The organism is Paenibacillus sp. FSL R5-0490 (assembly GCF_001956215.1).
In the GTDB taxonomy this organism is placed as follows: domain Bacteria; phylum Bacillota; class Bacilli; order Bacillales; family Cytobacillaceae; genus Cytobacillus.
This window is the reverse complement of the sequence record NZ_MRTQ01000025.1, coordinates 32,687-54,720: the sequence shown is the minus strand read 5'-3', so window position 1 is coordinate 54,720 and position 22,034 is coordinate 32,687. Positions and strand designations below refer to the sequence as shown.

General features: G+C 41.8%; 22 protein-coding genes. 5 read left to right on the top strand and 17 right to left on the bottom strand.

Annotated elements, in window-relative coordinates; all coding sequences use genetic code 11:
• Window positions 1-52 precede the first annotated feature (52 nt).
• A complete protein-coding gene (locus tag BK139_RS18995) occupies window positions 53-565 on the bottom strand; it encodes a hypothetical protein (protein ID WP_076261935.1) in 513 nt (170 codons plus the stop codon).
• Window positions 566-727: 162 nt separating this feature from the next.
• On the opposite strand from BK139_RS18995, the gene BK139_RS18990 reads away from it, so the two are divergent.
• Complete coding sequence (locus BK139_RS18990) at window positions 728-1,174, top strand: YtoQ family protein (protein WP_076261932.1); 447 nt, start codon at window positions 728-730, stop codon at window positions 1,172-1,174.
• A 20-nt stretch (window positions 1,175-1,194) separates the two neighbouring features.
• On the opposite strand, the gene BK139_RS18985 is transcribed toward BK139_RS18990, so the two are convergent.
• Both BK139_RS18985 and BK139_RS18980 read right to left on the bottom strand, forming a co-directional pair.
• On the bottom strand, window positions 1,195-1,707 hold the full coding sequence (locus BK139_RS18985) for a DUF84 family protein (RefSeq protein WP_076261930.1): 513 nt from the start codon (window positions 1,705-1,707) through the stop codon (window positions 1,195-1,197).
• Between the two features lie 54 nt (window positions 1,708-1,761).
• Entirely contained in the window at window positions 1,762-2,835 is a 1,074-nt protein-coding gene (locus tag BK139_RS18980; protein WP_076261927.1) for a M42 family metallopeptidase, read from the bottom strand.
• Between the two features lie 220 nt (window positions 2,836-3,055).
• Here BK139_RS18980 and BK139_RS18975 point away from each other — a divergent pair, with 220 nt between their 5' ends.
• Window positions 3,056-3,370 carry a PepSY domain-containing protein gene (locus BK139_RS18975; protein ID WP_076261924.1) on the top strand — a complete coding sequence of 105 codons (315 nt, stop codon included), beginning with the start codon at window positions 3,056-3,058 and terminating at the stop codon, window positions 3,368-3,370.
• 46 nt (window positions 3,371-3,416) lie between these two features.
• On the opposite strand, the gene BK139_RS18970 is transcribed toward BK139_RS18975, so the two are convergent.
• Window positions 3,417-4,259, bottom strand: a complete 843-nt coding sequence (locus BK139_RS18970; RefSeq protein WP_076261922.1) for a YtnP family quorum-quenching lactonase — start codon at window positions 4,257-4,259, stop codon at window positions 3,417-3,419.
• A gap of 143 nt (window positions 4,260-4,402) precedes the next feature.
• Entirely contained in the window at window positions 4,403-5,041 is a 639-nt protein-coding gene (gene trmB, locus BK139_RS18965) for a tRNA (guanosine(46)-N7)-methyltransferase TrmB (protein WP_076261920.1), read from the bottom strand.
• Between the two features lie 224 nt (window positions 5,042-5,265).
• Between trmB and BK139_RS18960 the strand changes: the two genes are divergently transcribed.
• The gene (locus BK139_RS18960; RefSeq protein WP_076261918.1) at window positions 5,266-5,544 is read left to right on the top strand and encodes a YtzH-like family protein; all 279 of its coding nucleotides are present in this window, start codon (window positions 5,266-5,268) and stop codon (window positions 5,542-5,544) included.
• A gap of 3 nt (window positions 5,545-5,547) precedes the next feature.
• Here BK139_RS18960 and BK139_RS18955 read toward each other — a convergent pair whose 3' ends face one another.
• The 5 genes from BK139_RS18955 to thpR all read right to left on the bottom strand — a co-directional run bounded on the left by BK139_RS18955 (window position 5,548) and on the right by thpR (window position 11,562).
• Window positions 5,548-6,321, bottom strand: a complete 774-nt coding sequence (locus BK139_RS18955; RefSeq protein WP_076261915.1) for a phosphotransferase family protein — start codon at window positions 6,319-6,321, stop codon at window positions 5,548-5,550.
• Window positions 6,322-6,768: 447 nt separating this feature from the next.
• Window positions 6,769-8,919: a type I pullulanase gene (gene pulA / locus BK139_RS18950; RefSeq protein WP_076261912.1), complete on the bottom strand. Its 2,151-nt coding sequence runs from the start codon at window positions 8,917-8,919 to the stop codon at window positions 6,769-6,771.
• A gap of 63 nt (window positions 8,920-8,982) precedes the next feature.
• Entirely contained in the window at window positions 8,983-9,951 is a 969-nt protein-coding gene (locus BK139_RS18945; protein ID WP_076261910.1) for a diacylglycerol/lipid kinase family protein, read from the bottom strand.
• Window positions 9,941-10,918: a nuclease-related domain-containing protein gene (locus BK139_RS18940; protein WP_076261908.1), complete on the bottom strand. Its 978-nt coding sequence runs from the start codon at window positions 10,916-10,918 to the stop codon at window positions 9,941-9,943. Before BK139_RS18940 ends, BK139_RS18945 begins: the two co-directional genes overlap by 11 nt.
• 65 nt (window positions 10,919-10,983) lie before the next feature.
• Window positions 10,984-11,562 carry an RNA 2',3'-cyclic phosphodiesterase gene (gene thpR, locus BK139_RS18935; protein ID WP_083675412.1) on the bottom strand — a complete coding sequence of 193 codons (579 nt, stop codon included), beginning with the start codon at window positions 11,560-11,562 and terminating at the stop codon, window positions 10,984-10,986.
• Window positions 11,563-12,044: 482 nt separating this feature from the next.
• Here thpR and cysK point away from each other — a divergent pair, with 482 nt between their 5' ends.
• The gene (gene cysK, locus BK139_RS18930) at window positions 12,045-12,977 is read left to right on the top strand and encodes a cysteine synthase A (protein ID WP_076261906.1); all 933 of its coding nucleotides are present in this window, start codon (window positions 12,045-12,047) and stop codon (window positions 12,975-12,977) included.
• A 49-nt stretch (window positions 12,978-13,026) separates the two neighbouring features.
• On the opposite strand, the gene dat is transcribed toward cysK, so the two are convergent.
• The 5 genes from dat to BK139_RS18905 form a co-directional block, all read right to left on the bottom strand.
• Entirely contained in the window at window positions 13,027-13,896 is an 870-nt protein-coding gene (gene dat / locus BK139_RS18925) for a D-amino-acid transaminase (protein WP_076261903.1), read from the bottom strand.
• 84 nt (window positions 13,897-13,980) lie between these two features.
• A complete protein-coding gene (gene pepV, locus BK139_RS18920) occupies window positions 13,981-15,399 on the bottom strand; it encodes a dipeptidase PepV (protein ID WP_076261900.1) in 1,419 nt (472 codons plus the stop codon).
• A 97-nt stretch (window positions 15,400-15,496) separates the two neighbouring features.
• Window positions 15,497-16,675, bottom strand: coding sequence for an ABC transporter permease (locus tag BK139_RS18915; RefSeq protein WP_076261897.1), 1,179 nt, complete (start codon window positions 16,673-16,675; stop codon window positions 15,497-15,499).
• Window positions 16,665-17,381, bottom strand: a complete 717-nt coding sequence (locus BK139_RS18910; protein WP_076261895.1) for an ABC transporter ATP-binding protein — start codon at window positions 17,379-17,381, stop codon at window positions 16,665-16,667. The genes BK139_RS18915 and BK139_RS18910 overlap by 11 nt, the downstream gene beginning before the upstream one ends.
• Before the next feature lie 106 nt (window positions 17,382-17,487).
• Window positions 17,488-18,762: a M48 family metallopeptidase gene (locus BK139_RS18905; RefSeq protein WP_076261892.1), complete on the bottom strand. Its 1,275-nt coding sequence runs from the start codon at window positions 18,760-18,762 to the stop codon at window positions 17,488-17,490.
• A gap of 455 nt (window positions 18,763-19,217) precedes the next feature.
• Here BK139_RS18905 and BK139_RS18900 point away from each other — a divergent pair, with 455 nt between their 5' ends.
• The gene (locus tag BK139_RS18900; protein WP_026041817.1) at window positions 19,218-19,439 is read left to right on the top strand and encodes a DeoR family transcriptional regulator; all 222 of its coding nucleotides are present in this window, start codon (window positions 19,218-19,220) and stop codon (window positions 19,437-19,439) included.
• A gap of 64 nt (window positions 19,440-19,503) precedes the next feature.
• Here BK139_RS18900 and BK139_RS18895 read toward each other — a convergent pair whose 3' ends face one another.
• Both BK139_RS18895 and BK139_RS18890 read right to left on the bottom strand, forming a co-directional pair.
• The gene (locus BK139_RS18895; protein ID WP_076261890.1) at window positions 19,504-20,223 is read right to left on the bottom strand and encodes a pseudouridine synthase; all 720 of its coding nucleotides are present in this window, start codon (window positions 20,221-20,223) and stop codon (window positions 19,504-19,506) included.
• 91 nt (window positions 20,224-20,314) lie between these two features.
• On the bottom strand, window positions 20,315-21,931 hold the full coding sequence (locus BK139_RS18890; protein ID WP_076261888.1) for a putative polysaccharide biosynthesis protein: 1,617 nt from the start codon (window positions 21,929-21,931) through the stop codon (window positions 20,315-20,317).
• Window positions 21,932-22,034: the final 103 nt, after the last annotated feature.

Sequence of the window (22,034 nt, the reverse complement as noted above, 5' to 3'; positions counted from 1 at the left end):
GTTCAGCTGCTTATTAAGACAAAAAAAAAAACGAAGGGCAGCGCCCCTCGCTTTAGTTATTCATTTGAACAGAATTGGCTATTTCCATCATCGCAGCGGCGTCAGAGGATAAGTTTCTGGTTTTAGCCTGCGTTGATAATTTTACGCCGCCAATCCCGACGACCAATTCATGTTCGTCTTTTTTTCCGCTGTTGATTAATAGGAAGCCATTATGTCCCTCTTTTGTAAACGTCTCTTTAACTTCAAATTCATCTTTCTGCTTTAAGGTAGCATCATAAACAATCTTGCTGTCCGGACCTTCATGCTGGTTGTAAAAAAGGATATAGCGTTTCGAGCCATTTTTTAGGATGATGTTATTTGGGCTTTCCTCTTCTACCTCATAGCCGAAAGGCAAATAATATTTTATATCTTCAAACTTATGATTTGTCTTTTCAGGTGATTGGTTAAATGCTTCCTCTGCAGCATTCTTTGCGGCGGTTTGCTCTTCTTCCAACGATGCTGAACAGGCACTGAGCAGTATAAATGAAATAAATAAGAGCAAGGCTGCGGTGAATCTTTTACTCATTCTATTGTCCCCTCCTTGCATGGATTCTCATATCCTTCCCTATCATACATTTCTTCTCAATAGTCTGACAACCCTGCATATCAGGATTGGCAGCCTTTTCACTGCGTTACTTCCTAGAAGAAATGTTAAAATATAAGAATATTGCATAAAGGAGGAAAAAGAATGGAAATAACCGTCTATTTAGCAGGCGAAATACATTCCAATTGGCGGAATGAACTAAAGGAAAAAGCGAAATTATTACAGCTGCCTGTTCATTTTACAGGTCCCATGGAAAATCATGACCGTTCTGACATGATTGGTGAGGAAATTCTCGGGACGCAGCCGGATGCAATACTTCGGGATGAAGCTGCTTCAGGCATTAATAACTTAAGAACACAGCTTCTAATGCAAAAATCAGATCTGGTGATTGCATTATTTGGTGAGAAGTACAAGCAATGGAACACCGCCATGGATGCAAGCGCAGCTGCCGCACTTGGAAAGCCGCTGATCCTTATCCGTCCAAAGGAACTTCACCATCCTCTAAAAGAGCTTTCAAGCAAAGCAAATGTTACTGTTGAAACTGTCAGCCAGGCATTGAAAGTTCTGTCGTACATCTTTGAAACCGAATAAAAAAAAGGGGGTAGCGCTTGCTATCCCCTCTTTCTATATTCATATTGCCCGATAAGAAGCTTCATGACATGCGAGAACATGGCAGAACGGTCGATCTGTCCATTTGTAAAAATGCCAACTGCCCCTTCATTTTTACGAATGTTTTCTTTTTTGGCGTAATCATCCATGACAGGGCCCAGTTCTTCGCCAGCTGATAGCCTTTCTGCAACAGCATCAGGAAGAGGAATCCTGGCTCCGCCTGCAATAATCGGAGGCTGCCCTTTTTCCGCCAGTGCCCCCCAGTTACAGAGAAAAAGCCCATATTCTGTTTTTTGCACACCGCCCTCTAACCCAATTCCGATTTGACCTCCGGATATTTCAAGTGCTCCATAAGCTCTGTTAATGGCCCCTTTAATGGTTTCTTCATCCGAAAATGGCTGATCGTTTACTCCCGAGAGCACATCTTCGGACATAATGTCAGCTTCATAATCACTAAAGGCCGCCTGTACTGCCGAAATCTTTGCAGGATTTTTTGAACCAATGATGATTTTCATAAATGCTCCTTTCTTTTGACAGGAAAAAGAGACAGCACATGCTGTCTCATCTGATTAACTGTTCTGGCGGATCGTATCTACTGTTGAACGGTCACAAGACTTTACAAGTTTAATAAGCAATTCTTTTGCCGCTGCATAATCGTCGACATGCACGATGGATGCATGTGTGTGAATATAGCGGGAGCAGATGCCGATTACTGCACTGGGAACACCTTCGTTGGATACATGAACTTTTCCAGCGTCTGTTCCGCCCTGTGAGACGAAATACTGATATGGGATGTTATTCGTTTCGGCTGTATCCAGTACAAATTCCCTCATGCCCCGGTGCGTTACCATTGAACGGTCAAGTATCCGCAGCAGAGCTCCCTTGCCTAAGTGCCCGAACTCATTTTCATCCCCTGTCATATCGTTGGCAGGGCTTGCATCCAGCGCAAAGAAAATATCAGGATTGATCATATTCGCTGCAGTCTGTGCACCTCTTAAGCCTACTTCTTCCTGAACTGTTGCTCCTGAATAAAGGATATTAGGAAGAGCTTCATTCTGGACTTCCTCTAAAAGCTCCACCGCCAAGCCGCATCCATAACGGTTATCCCATGCTTTCGCCAAAATTTTCTTTTCATTTGCCATTGGTGTGAATGGACAAATCGGCAGAATTTGCTGCCCTGGCTTAATGCCTATTCTTTTAGCATCTTCACGGTCATCCGCCCCAATGTCAATCAGCATATTCTTTATTTCCATCGGCTTTGTGCGCTTTGCTTCGTCTAAAAGATGCGGAGGAATGGAACCGATAACTCCTGTCACAGGTCCATGATCTGTAATAATTTGTACTCTTTGTGCCAGTAAAACCTGGCTCCACCAGCCTCCAAGTGTCTGAAAACGGATCATGCCATTATCTGTAATGCTGGTGACCATGAATCCCACTTCATCCATATGTCCTGCTACCATTACAGTCGGACCGCCTTCATCCCCTCTTTTAACTCCGAAGATGCCTCCCAGCTTATCCTGAACAACTTCATCTGTATATTGGCTGATTTGTTCGCGCATGAATTTCCGGACTAAATGCTCGTTTCCAGGTGCTCCCGGCAACTCTGTCAATGTTTTAAAAAGCTGCAAAGTATTTTCGTTCATATATTCTTCTCCTTTTTCAATCAATAGATTGTCTATGCAGATATGTATAATTTTATTTTACAGAACTTTCATACGTCTTTCCACCATTTCATACAGGAAATTTCGACTGACGAAATGCAATATTTATTTTAGTTCCAGCCTATTTTTGGTAAGATAGATTTGGAAAACAGAAAATTTTAATAATGAACTGCTTATATCATCAGCCTGGGGAGGTGCAATTATGAATTGGAAATCTTTTATGTTAGGTGTAGGTGTTGGTTTGGCAAGCGGATACGCAGCAAGGGAATTGCTTTCGCAGAAAACTTCCGTTTCCCCGGAAAAAGCTTTAGCTAATGCAAAGGATGCATTTAAACAGGAAGGTCCGATAAGCGGATCATGGATTCAAATGAAAGCTGAACCTTATGAAAAGGGACATTTGAAATATCAGGTTTATAAGGGCGGCATTTCAAGATTTTCCGGTGAGGAAGCCGAGCAGTATGAGTTCATTGCCGATGCGGAGACTGGAGCCATTTTGGACGTCTTCCCGCTGCATTAATCGCCAGCAGCAGAGCTGTATTAAAAAATCCCCGGATGGGGATTTTTTAGCTTTTTTGCTTTTCCACTTTTTCAAGCATATTTCCTGCTTCACCCCACTTGACTGCCCTGTAAAAAGCATCATGGTAAAAAGTGAACCAGGCGTTTTTTTTCATGCCGTATTCCATCCATTTTTCCTTGGCGCTGATGGAATCCATCGGGTAGTCATCATAAGCGAGGACCCATAAAACATTTGCATGGGCATGTGTTGGCATGATATCAGCCATATGAATGACGATATCGTCTTCATCTTCTATAACCAGGATGGAATGTCCGTCACTATGGCCGCCTGTATGCACCATTTTAATTGGGCCGAGTGTCCACTCCTCTTCAAAAACTTCCACCTGATCCTGAATGGACTCCCAGTTTTCCTTCCAATATGTATTTCTTGAACGAATATTAGGATTTCTCATTTCCTCCCATTCCACCCGTGATGCGATGATTCTGGCATTCGGAAATACAGACGAGAATTTTCCTTCTTCCGGTTTTGTCAGTCCGCAGGCATGATCAAAATGAAGATGCGTCATAAGGATATAATCGATATCCCCGAGGGACAAACCGTGCTTGGCTAAATCCTGTTCAACAAACGACTCTTCAAGCGCTCCGAAATTCCTCTTCTGTTTTTCATCCAGTTTCCCGTTTCCCAGACCTGTTTCGACTAGAATATTCTTGCCGTCAAATTGAATAAGAATGGGATCTGTTCTCAGCTCGATCTGATTTCTTTCATTGCATGGATATCTTTTTGACCACAAAGGCTTCGGAACTACACCAAACATGGCTCCGCCGTCAAGATATGTGACACCGCCGCGAAGCCAGGACATCTTTATGTTCTTTAACTTCAATGTTTCCATGTATATCTCCTCCATTTAATATTTCTGAGCAAGCGCTCGCTTTCCTTTACCACATCATAACATTTAAGCGCTTACTTGTAGAAATATTTAAATTATTTATGGGAAATATCAATAAAAAAGCCTATCCATATGGATAGACTCAATTATCTGTATTGCACTTCACACCGGAATATACGGCTTCCCCTTGAGGAAAACTTTTCTTCATATTCGGTCATGATGTTTCCTTCATAATCACTGTTGTGAAGGTCGAGGCTGACAAACGTCAGCAGCATGCCGTAATCGGAAAAGCTCATAAGAGAAGATTCAAACAATCCCTGGTTATCAGTCTTAAAGTGGATTTCTCCTTTATCCACAAGGATATCTTCATAAATTTCCAGGAAGCTTCTATAAGTCAGCCTGCGTTTTGCATGACGCTTCTTCGGCCATGGATCTGAAAAATTGAGGTAGACTCGATTGACTTCGCCTTTTTCAAAGTAATCCCGCAAATCATTGGCATTCACATTCAAAAGCTTTACATTTGGAAGCTCCTCCTCGATGATACGATCCAGAGCGGTGACAATCACGCTTTCAGCCAGCTCGATTCCAATATAGTTGATATCCGGGTTTGCTTTTGCCATACCAGTTACGAAGCGGCCTTTGCCTGTCCCAATTTCTATATGAAGGGGCTGATTTTTATCGAAAGCTTCATTCCATTTTCCTTTATATTTTTCAGGTTCTGAAATTACGTATTGAGTATATTCGGCTAATTTATCCTTCGCCCAAGGTTTATTTCGCTGTCGCATATTGACACTCCTAAAAATTAATATCGTTCAAACAATATCATGCCCATCCCGGTGATGCAACTTTATTTTTGCTAAATAGGTTCATCCCTTGTTTGTAGTTTAACCAGATGACATTTATACACTTAAATTACATTCCGCCCATGAATAAATAAAAAAGGAATCCACAACCTAAAAGTGAATTCCTTTTGCTTTTATTTTCAGATTCAAAAGAAAGGGTGTTTTTCATGCCGCTTGGACACCAGGATCAATTAAATTTATTAAAAGATATTTTAAGCAATCATCAGACAGATTGCTGTGGCTCTATTTCAGAATGTGAACAATTGGAACGCCTGGTTAAATCATTAATGATCAACGGAAACATTAAACAAAACGTAAAAACAGTATTAGAAGAAATTTATGAATACAGTCAGCATGGAATCAATTCTTCCCAATTGGATACCCACATTGAATCCCATCAGAATGATTTATCACAATGGGTACAGGATATTGATCAATTTTCGTAAATCTCAAAGAAGCTCATCCAGGTAAGAAAGCCACTTGTCCATTTCCTGGAATCGGAATTTATTTTTATGCCATTGGATAGATGTCAAAGTCTGTGCAATCACATACCATTTCATCCGGAGCAGCAAATCATCTGTCAATTGAATGCCATACCGCTCAAGCCAATTCGGCCATTCTTCTTTAGGAATGTACCAATATAGCAGCATGCCCAGGTCGATGGCGGGATCTGCTATCATGGCTCCATCCCAATCAATCAAGTACAGCTGGTTGTTTTCCGCAAGCAGCCAGTTGTTATGATTCACATCGCAGTGGCACACCGTATTTTCTTCACAGCGGATATGCGAGACTTCTTTTTTCAGGAAATCGACTGACTGAATAACAGCATCCTGCTCCTTCAGATCAAAGTCCAGCTCTTCCTCTATCAAATGCAGAAGAGTTTCAGGCTGCAGCGGAGACTTCCCCATTCTTGTCAGCATACCAAGCAGCGGCTTTGAAGAGTGAATCTTCCTCAAAAGCTTTGCCACGCTTTCCCGGTTCATGTCAGAAGCTTTCAGCTCCCGTCCATTAAGCCATTGCTGGGCAGTTATAACGTCCCCATTTTCCATTCTTTTTGTCCAGATAAGTTTCGGGACGATTCCTTCCGCAGATAGAACCGCCAGGAAAGGAGAAGAGTTTCTTTTAAGAAAAAGCCTCTGCTCATCATTCTTTGCATAAAAAGCTTCCCCTGTCGCCCCTCCGGCGGGAACAATCTCCCAGTCATGTCCAAATAAATGTTCCAAAATTGTTCACCTGCAATTTAGTAAGCCATTGGTTGTTAAATAGCTTGAGTTGAAAAATAAGCCCTGTTTTTTGCATCAAGACTTATTTTGCCATGGCCGATAAAAGGGCCGTTGCTTAGTAATGTTATGTTCTATTCGACTATAATGCATTTTCGCAAAATATAGCTGTTTATCAGGTTAATTAAGTAAAGCACCAATAATGCACAAAAGTAATAAGCAAATATAAAACCAGCCATGTAACGGGAACTTAAAAATAAAAAAAGAGCTATTGATGTAAGTTCCTCACAATAGCCATCTTTATAAATTTTATTCTTACTGGCTTTTTTCGTCAAGTGCAACTATTTAGGTTTACGGAATATCATCAGGAAAAATGATGTTTTTTCCGGTCGTTATATCAGTATTTTCTAATTAAGGGTAATGTTTGCAGAAAAAAGCAGCAGCCTGTTACTATTTTCTGCAAACCAGTACATATGAACTTAATGGCGGAATTGTCAATCTGGTGCTTATCTTGCGTATGGTGGAATTACCGGCGGTATGTTCATCAGCAATAAGGTCCCAATCCCCATCAGGAAGCAGGATTTCTTCTTCCGTCGCTGTAGGATTGATAATAACTGCTGCATGGCTGCACCCGGCATTTTGATCAGAGCTGGTTAAGACATAACCAATTAGCGGTTTTTTAATATCCATGAACTGCATGGAATTCCGGATTAATCCGGCATCGGCAAGCCTGAAAAGAGGAATTGACCTTCTAATGCTGATCATCCCTTTAATATATTCAACATTATTAAAATAACGTGATTTTCTCTCCCAGTCCAGTTGATTGATGGAGTCTGGAGCTCGGTAGCTGTTTCCATTCCCGCCTTTGGTCCGATAAAATTCCTGCCCGCTATGCAGAAATGGAATTCCCTGTGACAGGAGTACCATTACGGTTGCCAAACGGTGCTTTTTTTGCTGTGTAATCGAATCCGCATTTTCAGAACAAACCAGGATTTTATCCCATAGAGTGTGATTATCATGGGATTCCACATAATTTACTGATTGCGACGGGGAAAGGAAGATGCCTTTCTCCTTTTTTTCAAGGCCAATGCTTCCGGCCAATACCTGCTTCGCCGCATCATAGTAATGGTCATTCCCTAACGCATATCCTTTATCATATAAATTAAAGGTGCTGCCTTTGACGGAATCTCTGAACCAGTCATTGAATTGGCCGATTCCCGGCAGCTTTTCCTGATTGCGGATGCTTGCTTTCCGGTCTTCCGGTATAGGGGTATTCAAATCCCATCCTTCTCCAATGATAATGGCAGCAGGGTCAATTGATTCCGAAATTCTGTGAACCTCATTCATCGTTTCGATATCGAGGATACCCATCAAATCAAACCTGAAACCATCAATTTGATATTCCTTCATCCAGTATGATACAGAATCAGCAATGAATTTCCTGGCCATCAGGCGCTCAGAAGCAAAGTCATTTCCAACTCCGGTGCCATTTGAAGGCATTCCATATTGATCATGGCGGAAGAAATAGCCCGGTACGATTTTTTCAAAAGAAGAATGCTCACGAATATATACATGGTTGTAGACTACGTCCATTATGACTCTAAGCCCCTGGGAATGAACAGCCTGAATCAAAGCTTTCAACTCTCTAATCCGTGAATAGGGATCCAGGGGATTGGAAGAATAGCTTCCTTCCGGGACATTAAAATGGAGGGGATTATACCCCCAGTTGTATTCTTCTTTTGGACTTTCTTCATTTACACCTTCAAAGTCATGGACAGGCAGAAATTCAATGTGAGTTACACCGAGCTGTTTGACATATGACAGGCATGTCGGCTCCCCGTCACTGCCAACAGTGTTTGTCTCGCCTGCTCCCAGATATAGGCCTTTCTGTTGTGCCCCGCTCCCTGGATGAATGGTAAAATCCCTGATATGTGTTTCATATATAATAGCATCTGTCGGCTGATGGAGCGGTGGAAGCTCCGGCTTCTTTATTTTTGTACTTTCCAGATTGACGACAGCACCATATTCACCATTCATAGCCGAGGACACAGCATATGGATCTACAGCTTCTTTCCACTCCAGGTTAATGCATACCAGGAAAGAATAAAGAAAACGATCCAGGTCGCCGGTTACTTCACAGCTCCAGACTCCCTTCTCGCCTCTTGTCATCGGAAAAAGCTCCTCTTCCCCCTCCAATGCTTCTTTTAGCTTCAGCTTTACCATTGCGGCTGTCGGAGCCCAGAGCCTGAAGCATGTCTTTTCTTTGCTGTACGATATACCCAGTGGTCCGTCATAATAGAACTTCTCATCAAAATCACTTGTTCGAATGACCGCTCCGATTTGCAGGTCTGTTTTTCCGCCATACTCATCCATTATCCAGTATTGTTTCCCGAATTCCACATCATGGTCTATTTTGCATGTATATTTAACAGCGTCCTCAATCGGGCTGCTTTGCAATATGTCTACAGGAAACTCTTCCTCCACGTCTGAAAGGAGAGAGAAACCGGAAGAACGTCCCTGATGATAGCTGAAAGGAAGTAGAATCGTAATGATGTGCATTTCATCCAGGTATGCATTAAAAGTCCGTTCAATCGTTATCATTCCGAACTCAGCTCCTTTGCTTAGTAGGACGGTAATTTAAGAGCAGCTCTCTCCTAAGAATCATCACCCTTCTTTAACATATCCTTTAATTATTGAAATGAATTCCGGGCAAACAGTTGCTGAAATCGGTGTGCTGTCCATAACCTCGCCATCTGCGTGGGCAGGGATGGGGTGTGATGAACGAATGCTGATATTTTTGCCCTGCAGAATTGCGACTTCTTTAAATCCTATATGTCTCCCTTTGAAGACAGAGGCAAATACAAACAAAAGTTTAATCCTGGATATATTGTGGACTACCGTAACATTTAGAATTCCATCAAAAGGGTTTGCATCCGGAGAAATCTTCATACCGCCTCCGTAGAATGGCTGATTGGAAATAGTGATAAACCATGCTGACCTTATTTGATGTTTTTTTCCGTCAATGATGATTTCAAGATCAGAGCATTTATAGAAAAACAGCTCTTTTATAAGAAAGAGAGCGTATACAAATTGGCCCAGAGAAAGCTGATTCAAGATACCCTTCAACTTTGAACTGTTTACTTTCCGGGAAATCAGTGCATCAAATCCTGCACCCATATTATTAATAAAATATGTTGTTTTCCCATCAGTGTGTCTAATCATTCCGATATCGGCCTTCACAGGATGGCTGATTCCCTTAAGTATTGCGGTTAAAGATTCCTCCGGGTCTTTAGGGATATCAAAGCCCCGCGAGAAGTCGTTCCCGGACCCTCCTGGAATAAAACCGACAGTTACATTATGATGACCCGCCGCGCCATTCATCACTTCATGAACCGTTCCGTCTCCGCCCACAGCAACAAGATACAATCTTTGTCCGCCTGCCTGTTCTATATAAATCTTTGCCAATTCCCTTGCATGGCCGCGGTATTCTGTCCTGACTGCATAGTAAGAGATATTTGCCTTTTTCAGCATCTGCTCAACTTTTCCCCAGACTTTCAGGCAATAACCATTTTTCGCCTGCGGATTAATAATGAACATAAGTGGTTTATCCCCGTGGAACGTTTCAGGATTCATTCCGATTCTCCCACTCCAGCCTTTTGACTGATGCAGTCTGGCAATATTGAAGCAGTGCCTGTGCTCCTTTTAATTGAGCATGCTTGAGGGGAGAACGCTGACTTCTCATTGCCTGAAACCATTGATCATAGTTCCTTTTCTCGACCAGCTGCACATCTATCGGTGCTGCAGGATAATCAATATAGCCATTTCGCGTAAGAACAGCTTTTTTAACCGGCAATTCAATAGAATGAATTTCAAATATTTTTTGGATAATTTTTTCTGTTCTATTTAATGCAAGCAGTGGATTCAGGACTTTTTTTTCTTCCCCTTTCCCCTTTTTTATCCAGAATCTATCCTTTGAACCTGTGAATACCGCTGAATCTTCCTGCTCCAAAAAGCTGATGCACCATACCTCTGTCGGCCCTATGACAATAATTTCTGTTTCAACCGGAGCCCTTTTCAATAAAAAGATCGGATTATACATGACAAGATACGTATCCGGATATCTCTGCAGAAAGTACTTTAGCTTTTCATCATAATAGTAGTGCTTCTCGGGAAATGATTTCTCCGTTAGTGTAGAGGTTGCCCATTTCATCTGGAACCGGTAAAGCTGGTCCAGAAACTGGTGTTTTAGATTCTCAATTGTTTCTGGACGTACAGCAAAGGAGGCTTCAAATTCGAGCACGTCTTCCTCCTTTTTCACTTCATTTCCGGCAGCATCATATTCCTCAAATTCTTCATTCCTGCTCCGTTTTAATAACCCCTTTAGTTTTTCAATCAGCGGCTCTTTTTCTTCACCGGACCAGTCCGCTGTGCCCGCAGTATCATGCTGCGCGGATTGAGGGGTAAAGGATTCATTTGATTCCCACGCTTTATGCCATTTATCCCACTGCTGTTTTTTCAGCCTGACAAAACGGGAGGGATAAACAAAAATGTCCTGCTGGTAACGTGATACATAATCCTGCAATTTAATTAACTGTCCCATTCTCCTAGCCCTGCTTTCGTAAATAACTTTCTATCTATCATTTACTTTTTAAGTATGTAATTATTTTATTCCGCCAAAAGCGGAAAGATGGCAATGCTTTCATATTTCGGCGATTTATCCAGATGAGTTTGATATAGAACAACTTCTGAAGCCTCAAACTCCAGATGCCCGTCTTTAAAAGGACTGTTAACATCGAGCAGACTTTGCTGAAATGGACCAGTGCCGGCCCATTTTCTTGCCATGGTGATATGAGGCTTAAACGGCCTTGTCTCCAGCTCAAATTCCGCTTCCTGACAGGCTGAATATACTTTCAATCTTAAGTCTTGAAGATGTTTGTCCTGCTGTGTTCCACACCAGAAAATTCTTGGCGCGTCTTGTTTTCCGAATACGCCAAGTTTGCATATGTACAGCGGAAAACTCTTTTCGTTTTTGATGGAATCAGAGATAAGACTGGATGCTTTCTGCAGTTTTTCTTCGGGGGCCGATCCAAGGAATGCTAAAGTAATATGATAATCTTCATGATGGACCCAGCGGCTAAAAGGCAGTTTGAGACTTGCACATTCCATATATTCCTTCAATTTTTTCTTTGTTTCATCCGGCAATTTCACCGCAAAGAAAAAATGAGCATTCATTTGTTTGGACACTTGATATTCCTCCATATTTCCACTTATTTTAACAAACATCTGTTGAAATTGGCAGATACTTTCTGTTTATCCTCTTATTTTTGTCTTCCTTCCAATTCCTTTTGATTTGATTGGAATAGTCTGTTTTAGTATGATGGATATAACGGATAGGTATAGATTTCCTTTATCAGGGTGAAATTAAACAAATGGACATAAAGTGAAACTTCAATCAGTGGGGGGGGTCTTTATCCCCACTGATTGTTAGTTGAGGCCCACAGGAAGTGGGTCACAAAGACGTTGCCACAGGACGTGGCGTTCTTAGTCTTTGTTCTTCTTTTCGGCCTTTACGGTCAGTTTGCCCCTCACTTACCTCCTTTGATTCCTCTGAGTCTTGAGTGGGGGTCTTACTGACCGTTAGACTGCGATAAAATAACAAAGATAATAGTTCTATATAGTAAACTTCCTTGTTATTAAATAAAGTCATTTTTGAAAGGGAGAGTCAGATGAAAGTTGTCAACAATCTTGCGGACTTAATTGGAGATACCCCACTTGTGAAATTAAATAAGCTGGCACCTGAAAATGGCGCAAGCATTTATGCAAAGCTTGAATTCTACAATCCAAGCCGCAGTGTAAAAGACCGCGCGGCATATAATATGATTATCGAAGCGGAGAAAGCAGGCAAATTAAAACCTGGTTCAACCATTATTGAACCAACAAGCGGGAACACCGGCATCGGGCTGGCAATGAATGCAGCTGCACGCGGCTATAAAGCCATCCTGGTTATGCCTGATACTATGACGGCAGAGCGCATCAACCTTTTGAAAGCATATGGAGCAGAAGTTGTCCTGACTCCTGGAGATGACAAAATGCCCGGTGCTATTAATAAAGCAAATGAACTGGCTGAGGAGATTCCAAACAGTTTTGTGCCGATGCAATTTGAAAATAGCGCTAACCCTGATGCACACCGCCATTCAACTGCCATCGAAATTATTGAGGTTATGAAGGAAATCGGCAAACCACTGTCTGCCTTCGTTGCCACGGCAGGTACGGGCGGGACGATTACCGGCACAGGTGAAGTTCTGAAAGAGCATTATACGGGGTTGGGAGTGCATGTAGTGGAGCCAAAAGGCTCGCCCGTCCTATCAGGCGGAAAGCCTGGCAGGCACAAGCTTGTCGGCACAAGTCCCGGATTTGTTCCGGAAATCCTCAATACCGATGTTTATGATGAAATCCATCAAATCAAAGATGACGAAGCATATGATACCACACGCAGAATGGCAAGAGAAGAAGGAATTTTAGTCGGTCCATCCTCAGGAGCTGCCTGCTATGCCGCCATCCAGGTGGCAAAAAGGCTAAAGCCGGACGATGTTGTCGTATTCATCGTCTGCGATACTGGAGAAAGATATCTTTCAAGCGATCTGTTTCAGTTTGAATAAGCTAAGGTAAAAGACCCCAGAAATATTCCTGGGGTCTTTCGTTTAAGTATTATCTAATTTTAACCGTCAAGCTGCCGCACTGTTTTTCAATTGACTCTTCAAAAAGGTTCTGTAATTTATTTGTGATGGGTCCTGGACTTCCATTTCCAATCAGCTTTCCTTCAATCTCGATAATCGGAGTAACTTCGGCTGATGTGCTGGACATAAAGACTTCATCTGCGGCCAGTAAATCTTCCTTAGTAAAAGCTGATTCTTTAAGTGCTATTCCAGTTTCCCTGCAGATCTCATTGATCTTGCGGCGGGTAATGCCATTTAAGATCAAATTTGTTGCAGGGTGTGTATAAAGTGTTCCATCCTTTACAATGGCTATATTAGAAGAACTTCCCTCAGTCACCGTATCTCCGCGATGCTGAATGGCTTCAAAGCTGCCTGATTGGGCTGCTTTTTGCTTCGCCATGATGTTGCCCAGCAAATTCAGGCTCTTTATATCACATCGCAGCCAGCGGATGTCTTCAATCAGAATAGCTTTAACGCCATTTCTCATTGATTCAACCGGCCTTGTGGTTTCACGTGTATAGGCGGTAAGCACCGGTGCAACATCTGCACCAGGATATGCATGGTTTCTAGGAGAAGTCCCCCTGGAAAATTGCATATAAACAATACCCAGTTCAAGATTATTTCTCTCAATCATCTCTATAAGCATCTGTTTAAGCTGATCCTTGGAATAAGGAATGTTCAGCTCTATTTTCTTGCCGCTTTCAAGAAGCCTTTCAAGATGCTCATCTGCTGTAAACATTTTCCCGTTATAGACGCGGATTACTTCATAGACGCCATCACCAAATTGATAGCCGCGATCCTCAATATCGACTTTCGCTTTTGAACGTTCGATCAAATCACCATTCAAAATGACATATTCCATTTCCCGACACTCCCTGTATATGATTTGTATGTCTATCTGTCAGCTGTATGTAAAATCTTTCAGCCATCATATCAGGTTTCAAAGTTATTTCGCAAGTTCATAAATCGCCTGTGCATAAATGGCTGCAGCCTTTAACAAATCCTCAATAAACATATATTCATCTTTTTGATGTGCGACATCTTCCCTGCCCGGGAAGAGCGGGCCAAATGCAACTCCTGATTTCAATGAGCGTGCATATGTCCCCCCGCCAATGGATAAAAGCTCTGCCTTTTCGCCAGTCTGCTGTTCGTATACTTTTTTCAGTGTTTGAATCAAAACATCATCTTCTTCCACATGATGAGGCTTGGCATCTGAGAAATTTTCCAATCTGAAATGTTCGTTTTCGATTAGAGACTCAAGCTTGTTTTTCGTTTCTCCCATATCATTTGTAACGGGATAGCGTACATTAAATCCTAAACGGCCGCCATTTTCCTTCGTATATGAAAGTTTGCCTACATTGATGGTTAAGTCGCCTGTAATATCATCCGTGCATGCAATGCCAAGCTTTCTTCCTCTGGAATCATCACATAAGTATTGTGATACAAACTGAAAATATTGACATGCCTTCTCATCCAGCTGAAGAGAAGCCAGGAATGATGCCATCAGTATACCGGCATTTTTCCCATTATCAGGCTCCATCCCATGTGCTGAGACTCCCTGGAGTTCGAGGATCAGCTCGCCATTATCTATGTAATACTTGCCTTCAAGCTCTGTCTTTTTCAGGAAATTAATATACCTTTGCACCACTTCAGTATGTTCAAGGTGAACCACAAGACTGGCTTTTGCAAAATCAGGAACCATGTTATATCTTCTTCCTGCCTGGAAAAAGACAACCTCTGCCAATACTTCCCTGTCTGCTTCTTCGGTGTATCCAATTTGGACAAGATCAAAATCAGAGATGCCTTTTTCAGCATAAATAATTGGGAAATCTGCATCCGGAGCAAATCCAATGGAAGGCATTTCTTCGTGTTTGAAATAATGCTCCACACAGCGCCAGTCGCTTTCTTCATCTGTTCCGATAATCATTCGGACCCGTTTGCTTAAAGGCAGCTCTAATTCCTTCACAATTTTCATGGCATAATAAGCAGCCATCGTTGGGCCTTTGTCGTCAATCGCCCCTCTGGCAAAGATTTTTCCATCGCGAATCTCTGCACCAAACGGGTCGCTTGTCCATCCATCCCCTTCTGGAACCACGTCAACGTGACAAAGTACTCCAACAATTTCTTCGCCTTCGCCGAATTCCAGATGACCAGCCAGACTGCCGACGTTTTTTGCAGTGAATCCATCCTTTTCACCAAGTGCAAGCATGAAATCAAGCGCTTCTTTTACACCTTCACCAAGGGGAGCATCATCTGTTGCATTCTCTTCGTCCAGCAGACTTCTGATTCTTAAAAGGTTTTGAGTATCCTTTATTAATTCATCTTTTCTCTTATTAACCTCTTTTTGCCAATCTAATACGTTCATACAGTTGCCTCCTTAACTTGAACATTTATGATTTCCCCATTATAACCCATTTTGTCCGCCTTTTGCTCATGGGATAGTTTAATGAAACATACATTTATTATGCATCAGGAAAGCTGAACCTTGCCAAGACGAGCGTTGAGGCGCTTAAAAACAGCCCTAACAGTAAAATGGCGAGGAGGAAAAGGGCTAAGACGGTTCTATTTCTCGAAGTAAAGTAAAAATCCTTTTCACTGTATTTTTTAGTAAAGGGATGAGACATAATCGCTTTATCCCAAGTAAGGGAGAGCCAAGAATACATCAGGAAAAGAAAGACACCTGATACAATCACTTTTATCCATAGAGGCGGTATAAGAAGAATGCCGGCAGCGCTCACGGAAATGATTTGAAAATAACCGAAAATATACGAGGGGTTTCGAATAAAAATCTTTAAAAATAATTCCGCCAGTCCCGTTATGGGTGTTCTCTTATTAAAGATCCGTCTGGAGTTTCTGAATAATAGCGGTTTTGTCCGCATTGAAACAACGGGCTTTTCCAGATCAGGAGCCATCATAAAAATCCATTTTATATACTTTGTTTTTTCTTCTTGTTCAAGCATAACCTCAAATTCTAAGGACGAGATTTTTTTCAGCATCTGGGAAGCTCTTATTAATGCACCGGAAAGCAGCACTGCTGATGCTATTATCACCGGAAAGTCTGCACCGATAGACCAAAGTGAATATACAAGCTGGCTGAACCAGCTTAAGAGTACAAACAGAGCAAAAGTGATCACATATCTTTTTAATTTCCCTTCAATCCTTTTCAAAAAATAAGAAACTATCATAATAGACCATTTCAGTGAGATGAAAAAGAGCAGGAAGACAGCAATTTGGTTCCATTCCAAAAGATATCTATTCTTTAAAAAGGGAAGAAAAACAGCAATCATCGCTGCTGTACCCATTGCTTGAAAAAATAATGAATAAACAAATCCCCATTTTCTCATTCCCATAAAGAGGGTCTTATTTTTCACCAGAAATACCTTATCTGCCTCTAATACAAATGGACGGAAATTTCCCACCCATGAAAAAATATAGAACAGAAAGAACAGGAGAAACAATGGCAGGCCAGCAATCCATTCCGGAGTTTCCAGCCACCAGGAGCGATAGATCATTCCTAAGATGACAGTTCCCGGAACAATGAGATAGACCATAATGGTCCAATCTGCAATGGAACGGAAAATACCAAACTGATAACTCCAGCTGTCTATTAGCCTTCTGAGAAAGAGAGAATTATTTTTCATTGCGGTTCCCCTCTGCGATCTGATGAAAACATTCATAAAGTGACCCAGCGGGAAGACCGCATTGCCGCCTGATATCAGATAATGTGCCTGAAGCCTTCAACTGCCCCTCATGCACAATTAAGAAGCGGCTGCATACTTTCTCTGCCGTATCCAGAACATGCGTGGACATGAGAATGCCTGCGCCTCTTTGCCTTTCCCGATCAATTGATTCCAGAAACAGTTTCATTGCATTAGGATCCAGCCCAATAAACGGTTCATCAATGATATAGACATCCGGATCTGCAATCATCGCAAGTATCAGCATAGCCTTTTGCTGCATTCCTTTTGAATAGGTCCCGGGAAACTTGTGTGCGTGTTCAGACAGATTATACTCTTTTAAGAGCTCCTCTGCTTTCTTCTTATAATGGAATTCCGGCAATCCTTCCACTGCCGCTGTAAAATCCAGGTGTTCCCACAGTGTCAGCTCATCATAAAAAATAGGCCGTTCCGGGATATAGGAATATTTCACTCCCTGCTTAAATTCCACTGCTCCCTTTTTATGCTCTATCAATCCCAGAATCGTTTTTATCGTTGTGCTTTTTCCAGCGCCGTTTGGCCCTATAAGGCCGATTAATTCCCCTTCCTGCAAATCAAATCGAATATTATGGATGATCGGTTTTTCATTTTCATAGCCTGCAGATGCAATTTCCACGTTTAATAGATTCATTTTCTCTCCTCCTGACTATACATACGAATATCACAGGAAAAAGTTTGCACTAATTTAATATTTTTTAAAGTCATAAAAAAACTGCCCCTTCAAAGAGGCAGTTTTTTTATGGCTGGAGGATTTCCATTAATTCTATATTTTCAAAGTCCTTTGCGTAATCATAGGCTGTATAGCCCTCGGCATCTTTCACAGAGGGATCAGCGCCATACTCCAGAAGCAGCGCAGCCATTTCAATATCATCATTAAACACTGCACTCATTAAAGGAGAGGTTTGATAGTTATCGATCACATTAGGGTTAGCCCCACTTTCGAGCAGAAGAGCAGCGCTGTCATACTGGCCATAAGAAACAGCCCAATGTAAGGCAGTAGTGCCGTCTGCATCTGTTTCCTCAATATCCGCACCATCAGTCAATAATGTGTGAACCATGTCAGTATCATTTTCGCTCGCTGCGTTCATTAGTGCGGTGGCACCTTCAATCCCCATAACCGTTTCAGTCCATAAATCCATTTTTTCAAGTGTTTTAAAACCAAACCAGAGTCCTGCGGATAAAATCGTCAAAGACAGGACTGACACTGCTGCACCAATCCAAACTCTGCCCTTCGGTTCTTTTAATTCAATTGTAGATTCATTGGCAAAAAACTTCGATAGGGCATATATTCTTTTTGGCAAGTGCGGATGCGTGGATAGTTTTTCATTCAGCCAGACAAAAAATCCGGTTTCAGTTTGAAGCTGCTCCATATATGCCTGTTTATTGACCTTAGGATAAAGGTCTTTTCCAATGGCAAGCATGGTTAAAGCATCCCTTGATGCTTCAAAGGATTTTATATAAAAGGCAGCATAACGATCACATGTATACTCGCAAGCTCTCAGGTACGCATTCCCCAGGAATGGAACCCACATAGCAGGAAGGAGCAGGAGACTTATGATAACATGTTTTCTTTTTAAATGAGCGAACTCATGGGCCAGGACGAACAGCACTTCCTTTTCAGCTCCCCGCTCAACCAGCTCAAAAATACCAGAATATAAGACAACCATATTTCTTCTGAAAAATCTGGTGGCAAAGGCATTTAGAACCCCTTCAGACTCAATTACGTAAATATCCGGCAGATCCTGCAGACCCATTTCCTTCGCAGTCATTACTGCTTTTTCAAAAATCTCCGGAAACTGTTTCTCACTTATTCTTACCCCGTTTCTTCTGATGCCGCCCATCATAATCCCATGGAACAAGAGAGATACAAGGATCAAAGTTAAAATAATAACAATCCCAATAATAGAAAATGCGAGAAAAATATAAGACACAATACTAAATAAGGCAACAAATGCAAAATAAATACTTTCCTTCGGGTATACCAGGCGATCTCTCAGAGTGTGAGCTTCCATAACTTTTCTTCCTTTCAATCTTACTTATAAATATACCAATTGATTATAATCAAAAAACATATTTTAGGATATAGGGAAATCCAGAACATATTTTAGAATTTTCTGTCATATTACAAACCCCTTCTGCCATAAGGTATAGTAAATAATGCTTTTCGCATCGAAGTTTAATCGCAGTAATTTAGGGAATTAAACATACATTAAAAAAAGGGGGAACGCAAAGACTAAAAAAAGAAGCACCATTATAAATATTTTGTAAAATTTTAACCTTGAAGTAGAAATAATCAGATAATAACGTTACAATATAGTCAGAGGTATGACATCTTGACTAAAAACAAGAGTATAAAGGGGTTGTCTGGGGAAAAGAAAACTACATACGATTGAAGGTTAACCTTCAATGTAGCTGTCGGTTGCAGAAAATTGCCATGGGGTTTGAAAAAAGGATAGGGAGTGGTTTTTTGAAACCTTCAACTAACCGGATGTTAAACCGTGTAAAATCCGTCTACATGTTTATAAGTAAGCGCGGAACTGTAACAACTCAGGAGCTTGTAGAGGAATTTGGCATCACTCCTCGCACCATTCAAAGAGATTTAAATGTCCTCGCCTACAATGACTTGGTTAAGAGTCCGAGCAGAGGCAAATGGACTATTACTCAAAAGAAAGTAAAGATGTCATCTTAATACTCAAAGCAAAACCAGCATAATAAATAAAAAATCGCCCTGCTCTCAGGGCGATTTTTCTGTCTTATCCCACTTCATAATTCATCAGCTTATCAAGCTCTTCTTCCGTCAATTCCCGATATTCTCCCAATTCCAATGTCTCATCCAGCTCGAGCGGGCCCATGGAAAGTCTCTTTAAGTAAATGACTCTTTTTCCCACAGCTTCGAACATCCTTTTCACTTGATGGAACTTGCCTTCTGTTATTGTTAATTCTATATCAGAGGTGATGCCGGACTTAAGAATTTTTAATGTCCCAGGCTTAGTTTCATAGCCATCATCCAATATAACCCCTTTTTGAAATGCGGCTATATCCTCTGCTGTAACTTCACTGTCTATGACTGCAAAATAGGTTTTGGGGACATGTTTTTTGGGTGAAAGCAGGCGATGGGACAGCTGGCCATCATTCGTAAGCAGCAAAAGCCCTTCTGTATCCTTATCGAGACGCCCTACCGGAAAAGGAGAAAACACAAGATCTTCCATTTCGAGCAGGTCCACCACGGTCTCAGATTGTGAGTCCTCTGTTGCGGAAATGACGCCAGGCGGTTTGTTCATCATTAAATAAATGAATTCCTTGTATTCAACTTTTTCGCCGTTGATGACAACGGCATCCTGTTCAGGATCTACATGGTGTTTTGGATCCTTTACTTTCTCATCATTAACGGTTACTGCTCCATCCTTTAATAGCTTTTTAACATCCTTGCGGCTGCCGTAGCCGAGATTGGCGAGCATTTTGTCTATTCTCATAATGACCCTCCTCTGAAATATTTCTGAATGAGCGAAAGCTTTTACAAACTTCCTCTTTAAAAAGGCCCCCATCATGGAGACCTTTTATTTTTTATGCTTTCAGTCTTAATTTCTTCAGCATTCTATCAACCCTTGATCCGAACAGGAGATAGATTAGTTTTGTTCTGAAGCTTAGGTAGAAATAGACTCCGGCTCCTGCTGCTGCGCAGATGATGACAATAATGACAGCCCCGACACTGGATGCAGGCGATAAGAAGCTGGTGGTAATTTGATAAACCAAGCCTGCAGCAATGTACATGCATGCAGTAAATAATACAATCAGCGTACCTCGTCTTAAGACAAGCTTGAATGGATATTTTGCATATGTTTTTATTACATACAGGTTAATTAAGATCGCCGCAATATAGCCAAGTGCAGTTGCAAATACGGCTCCCTGTGTTTCGAACATTTTTATGAGCGGAATATTCAATGACAGCTTTACAAGCAGGCCTGTCAGCAAACCCAAAATGGTGAAACGCTGTTCATTGATTCCCTGCAGAATGGCTGCTGTTACCGAAAAATAAGCAAAGAGAATCGCTACCGGTGCGTAAGTTCTTAACACTTCAGTACCCAAATCTTTATGCTCATAGAATAGAGTAAAAATGGGCTCTGCGAGCAGGGACAATCCTGCCACGGCAGGAAGAGTCAGAAATAATAGCACCTGGAACGTCTGGTTCAGCTGGCGGTTTAAGTCAGCCCGGTCTTCTTCCATGAATGCTTTCGTCACACTCGGCACAAGTGTCAGCGAGAAGGCTGTGGCAAGTGAGACAGGAATGATGACCAGCTTATGGGTCTCAAAGTTCAGAACAGAAAAGGCTGCTACAGCATTGCCTGCTTCGCCAATAGCGTCCATCGCCCTTTTAAATGTAATCTGATCGATGAATTGAAAGAGCGGATTTGCAAGACCCACAAACACAAAAGGTGCAGCATAAAGAATGATTTCTTTATATATTCCCTTGAGAGAGATGTCCACTGTTCCTTTATCTTCTTCAAGCATTTTATCCAAATGCGGCTTGCGCTTATACCAATACCAGAATAACACCCCGAGGCTACCGAGTCCTCCTATAAAGGCAGCAAAAGTTGCGACACTGATTGCCGTAGTGATAGAGCCTTCCATAACATTTAAAACGACATATGCACCCGCAAGCACAAACAGGATGCGGACAATCTGCTCCACCACCTGTGAAACCGCAGTAGGCCCCATGGACTGGTGCCCCTGGAAAAATCCTCTTATCAGACTCATGAAGGGAATAATAATCAAGGCAAATGATACTGCTCTGATAACGGTTGTTACATCTTCAACACTTACCTCCACATCTTCCCCTGCCAGGGTCATTTCGGCAACCGTTGGAGCAAGGAAGAACAGGAGCAGGAAGGAGATGACTCCGCTTGCCGTCATGATCACCAAACCTGACTTGAACAGCTTTCTGCCGACAGCATACTCCTCTATTGCATTATATTTAGAGATAAACTTTGAAACTGCCAGCGGAACCCCTGCAGTTGCGATACTAATAAAGATTGTATAAGGTGTATACGAAAAGGAATAAAGGGCTGTCCCTTCCTTACCGACTATTTGATAAAAAGGAATAACATAAAACAAACCAAGAACCTTCGAAATAATGGTGCCAAGCGTAAGGATGAAGGTTCCCTTTAAAAGCTTAGATGACATATAATCCCTTCCTTAAAAAAGCTGCGCAGTAATCTAGAACTGTATATGAATGCCGAGCTGCGTTCGTCATTTTTCTATCTTTTTAGACACACTATTTGTAGTG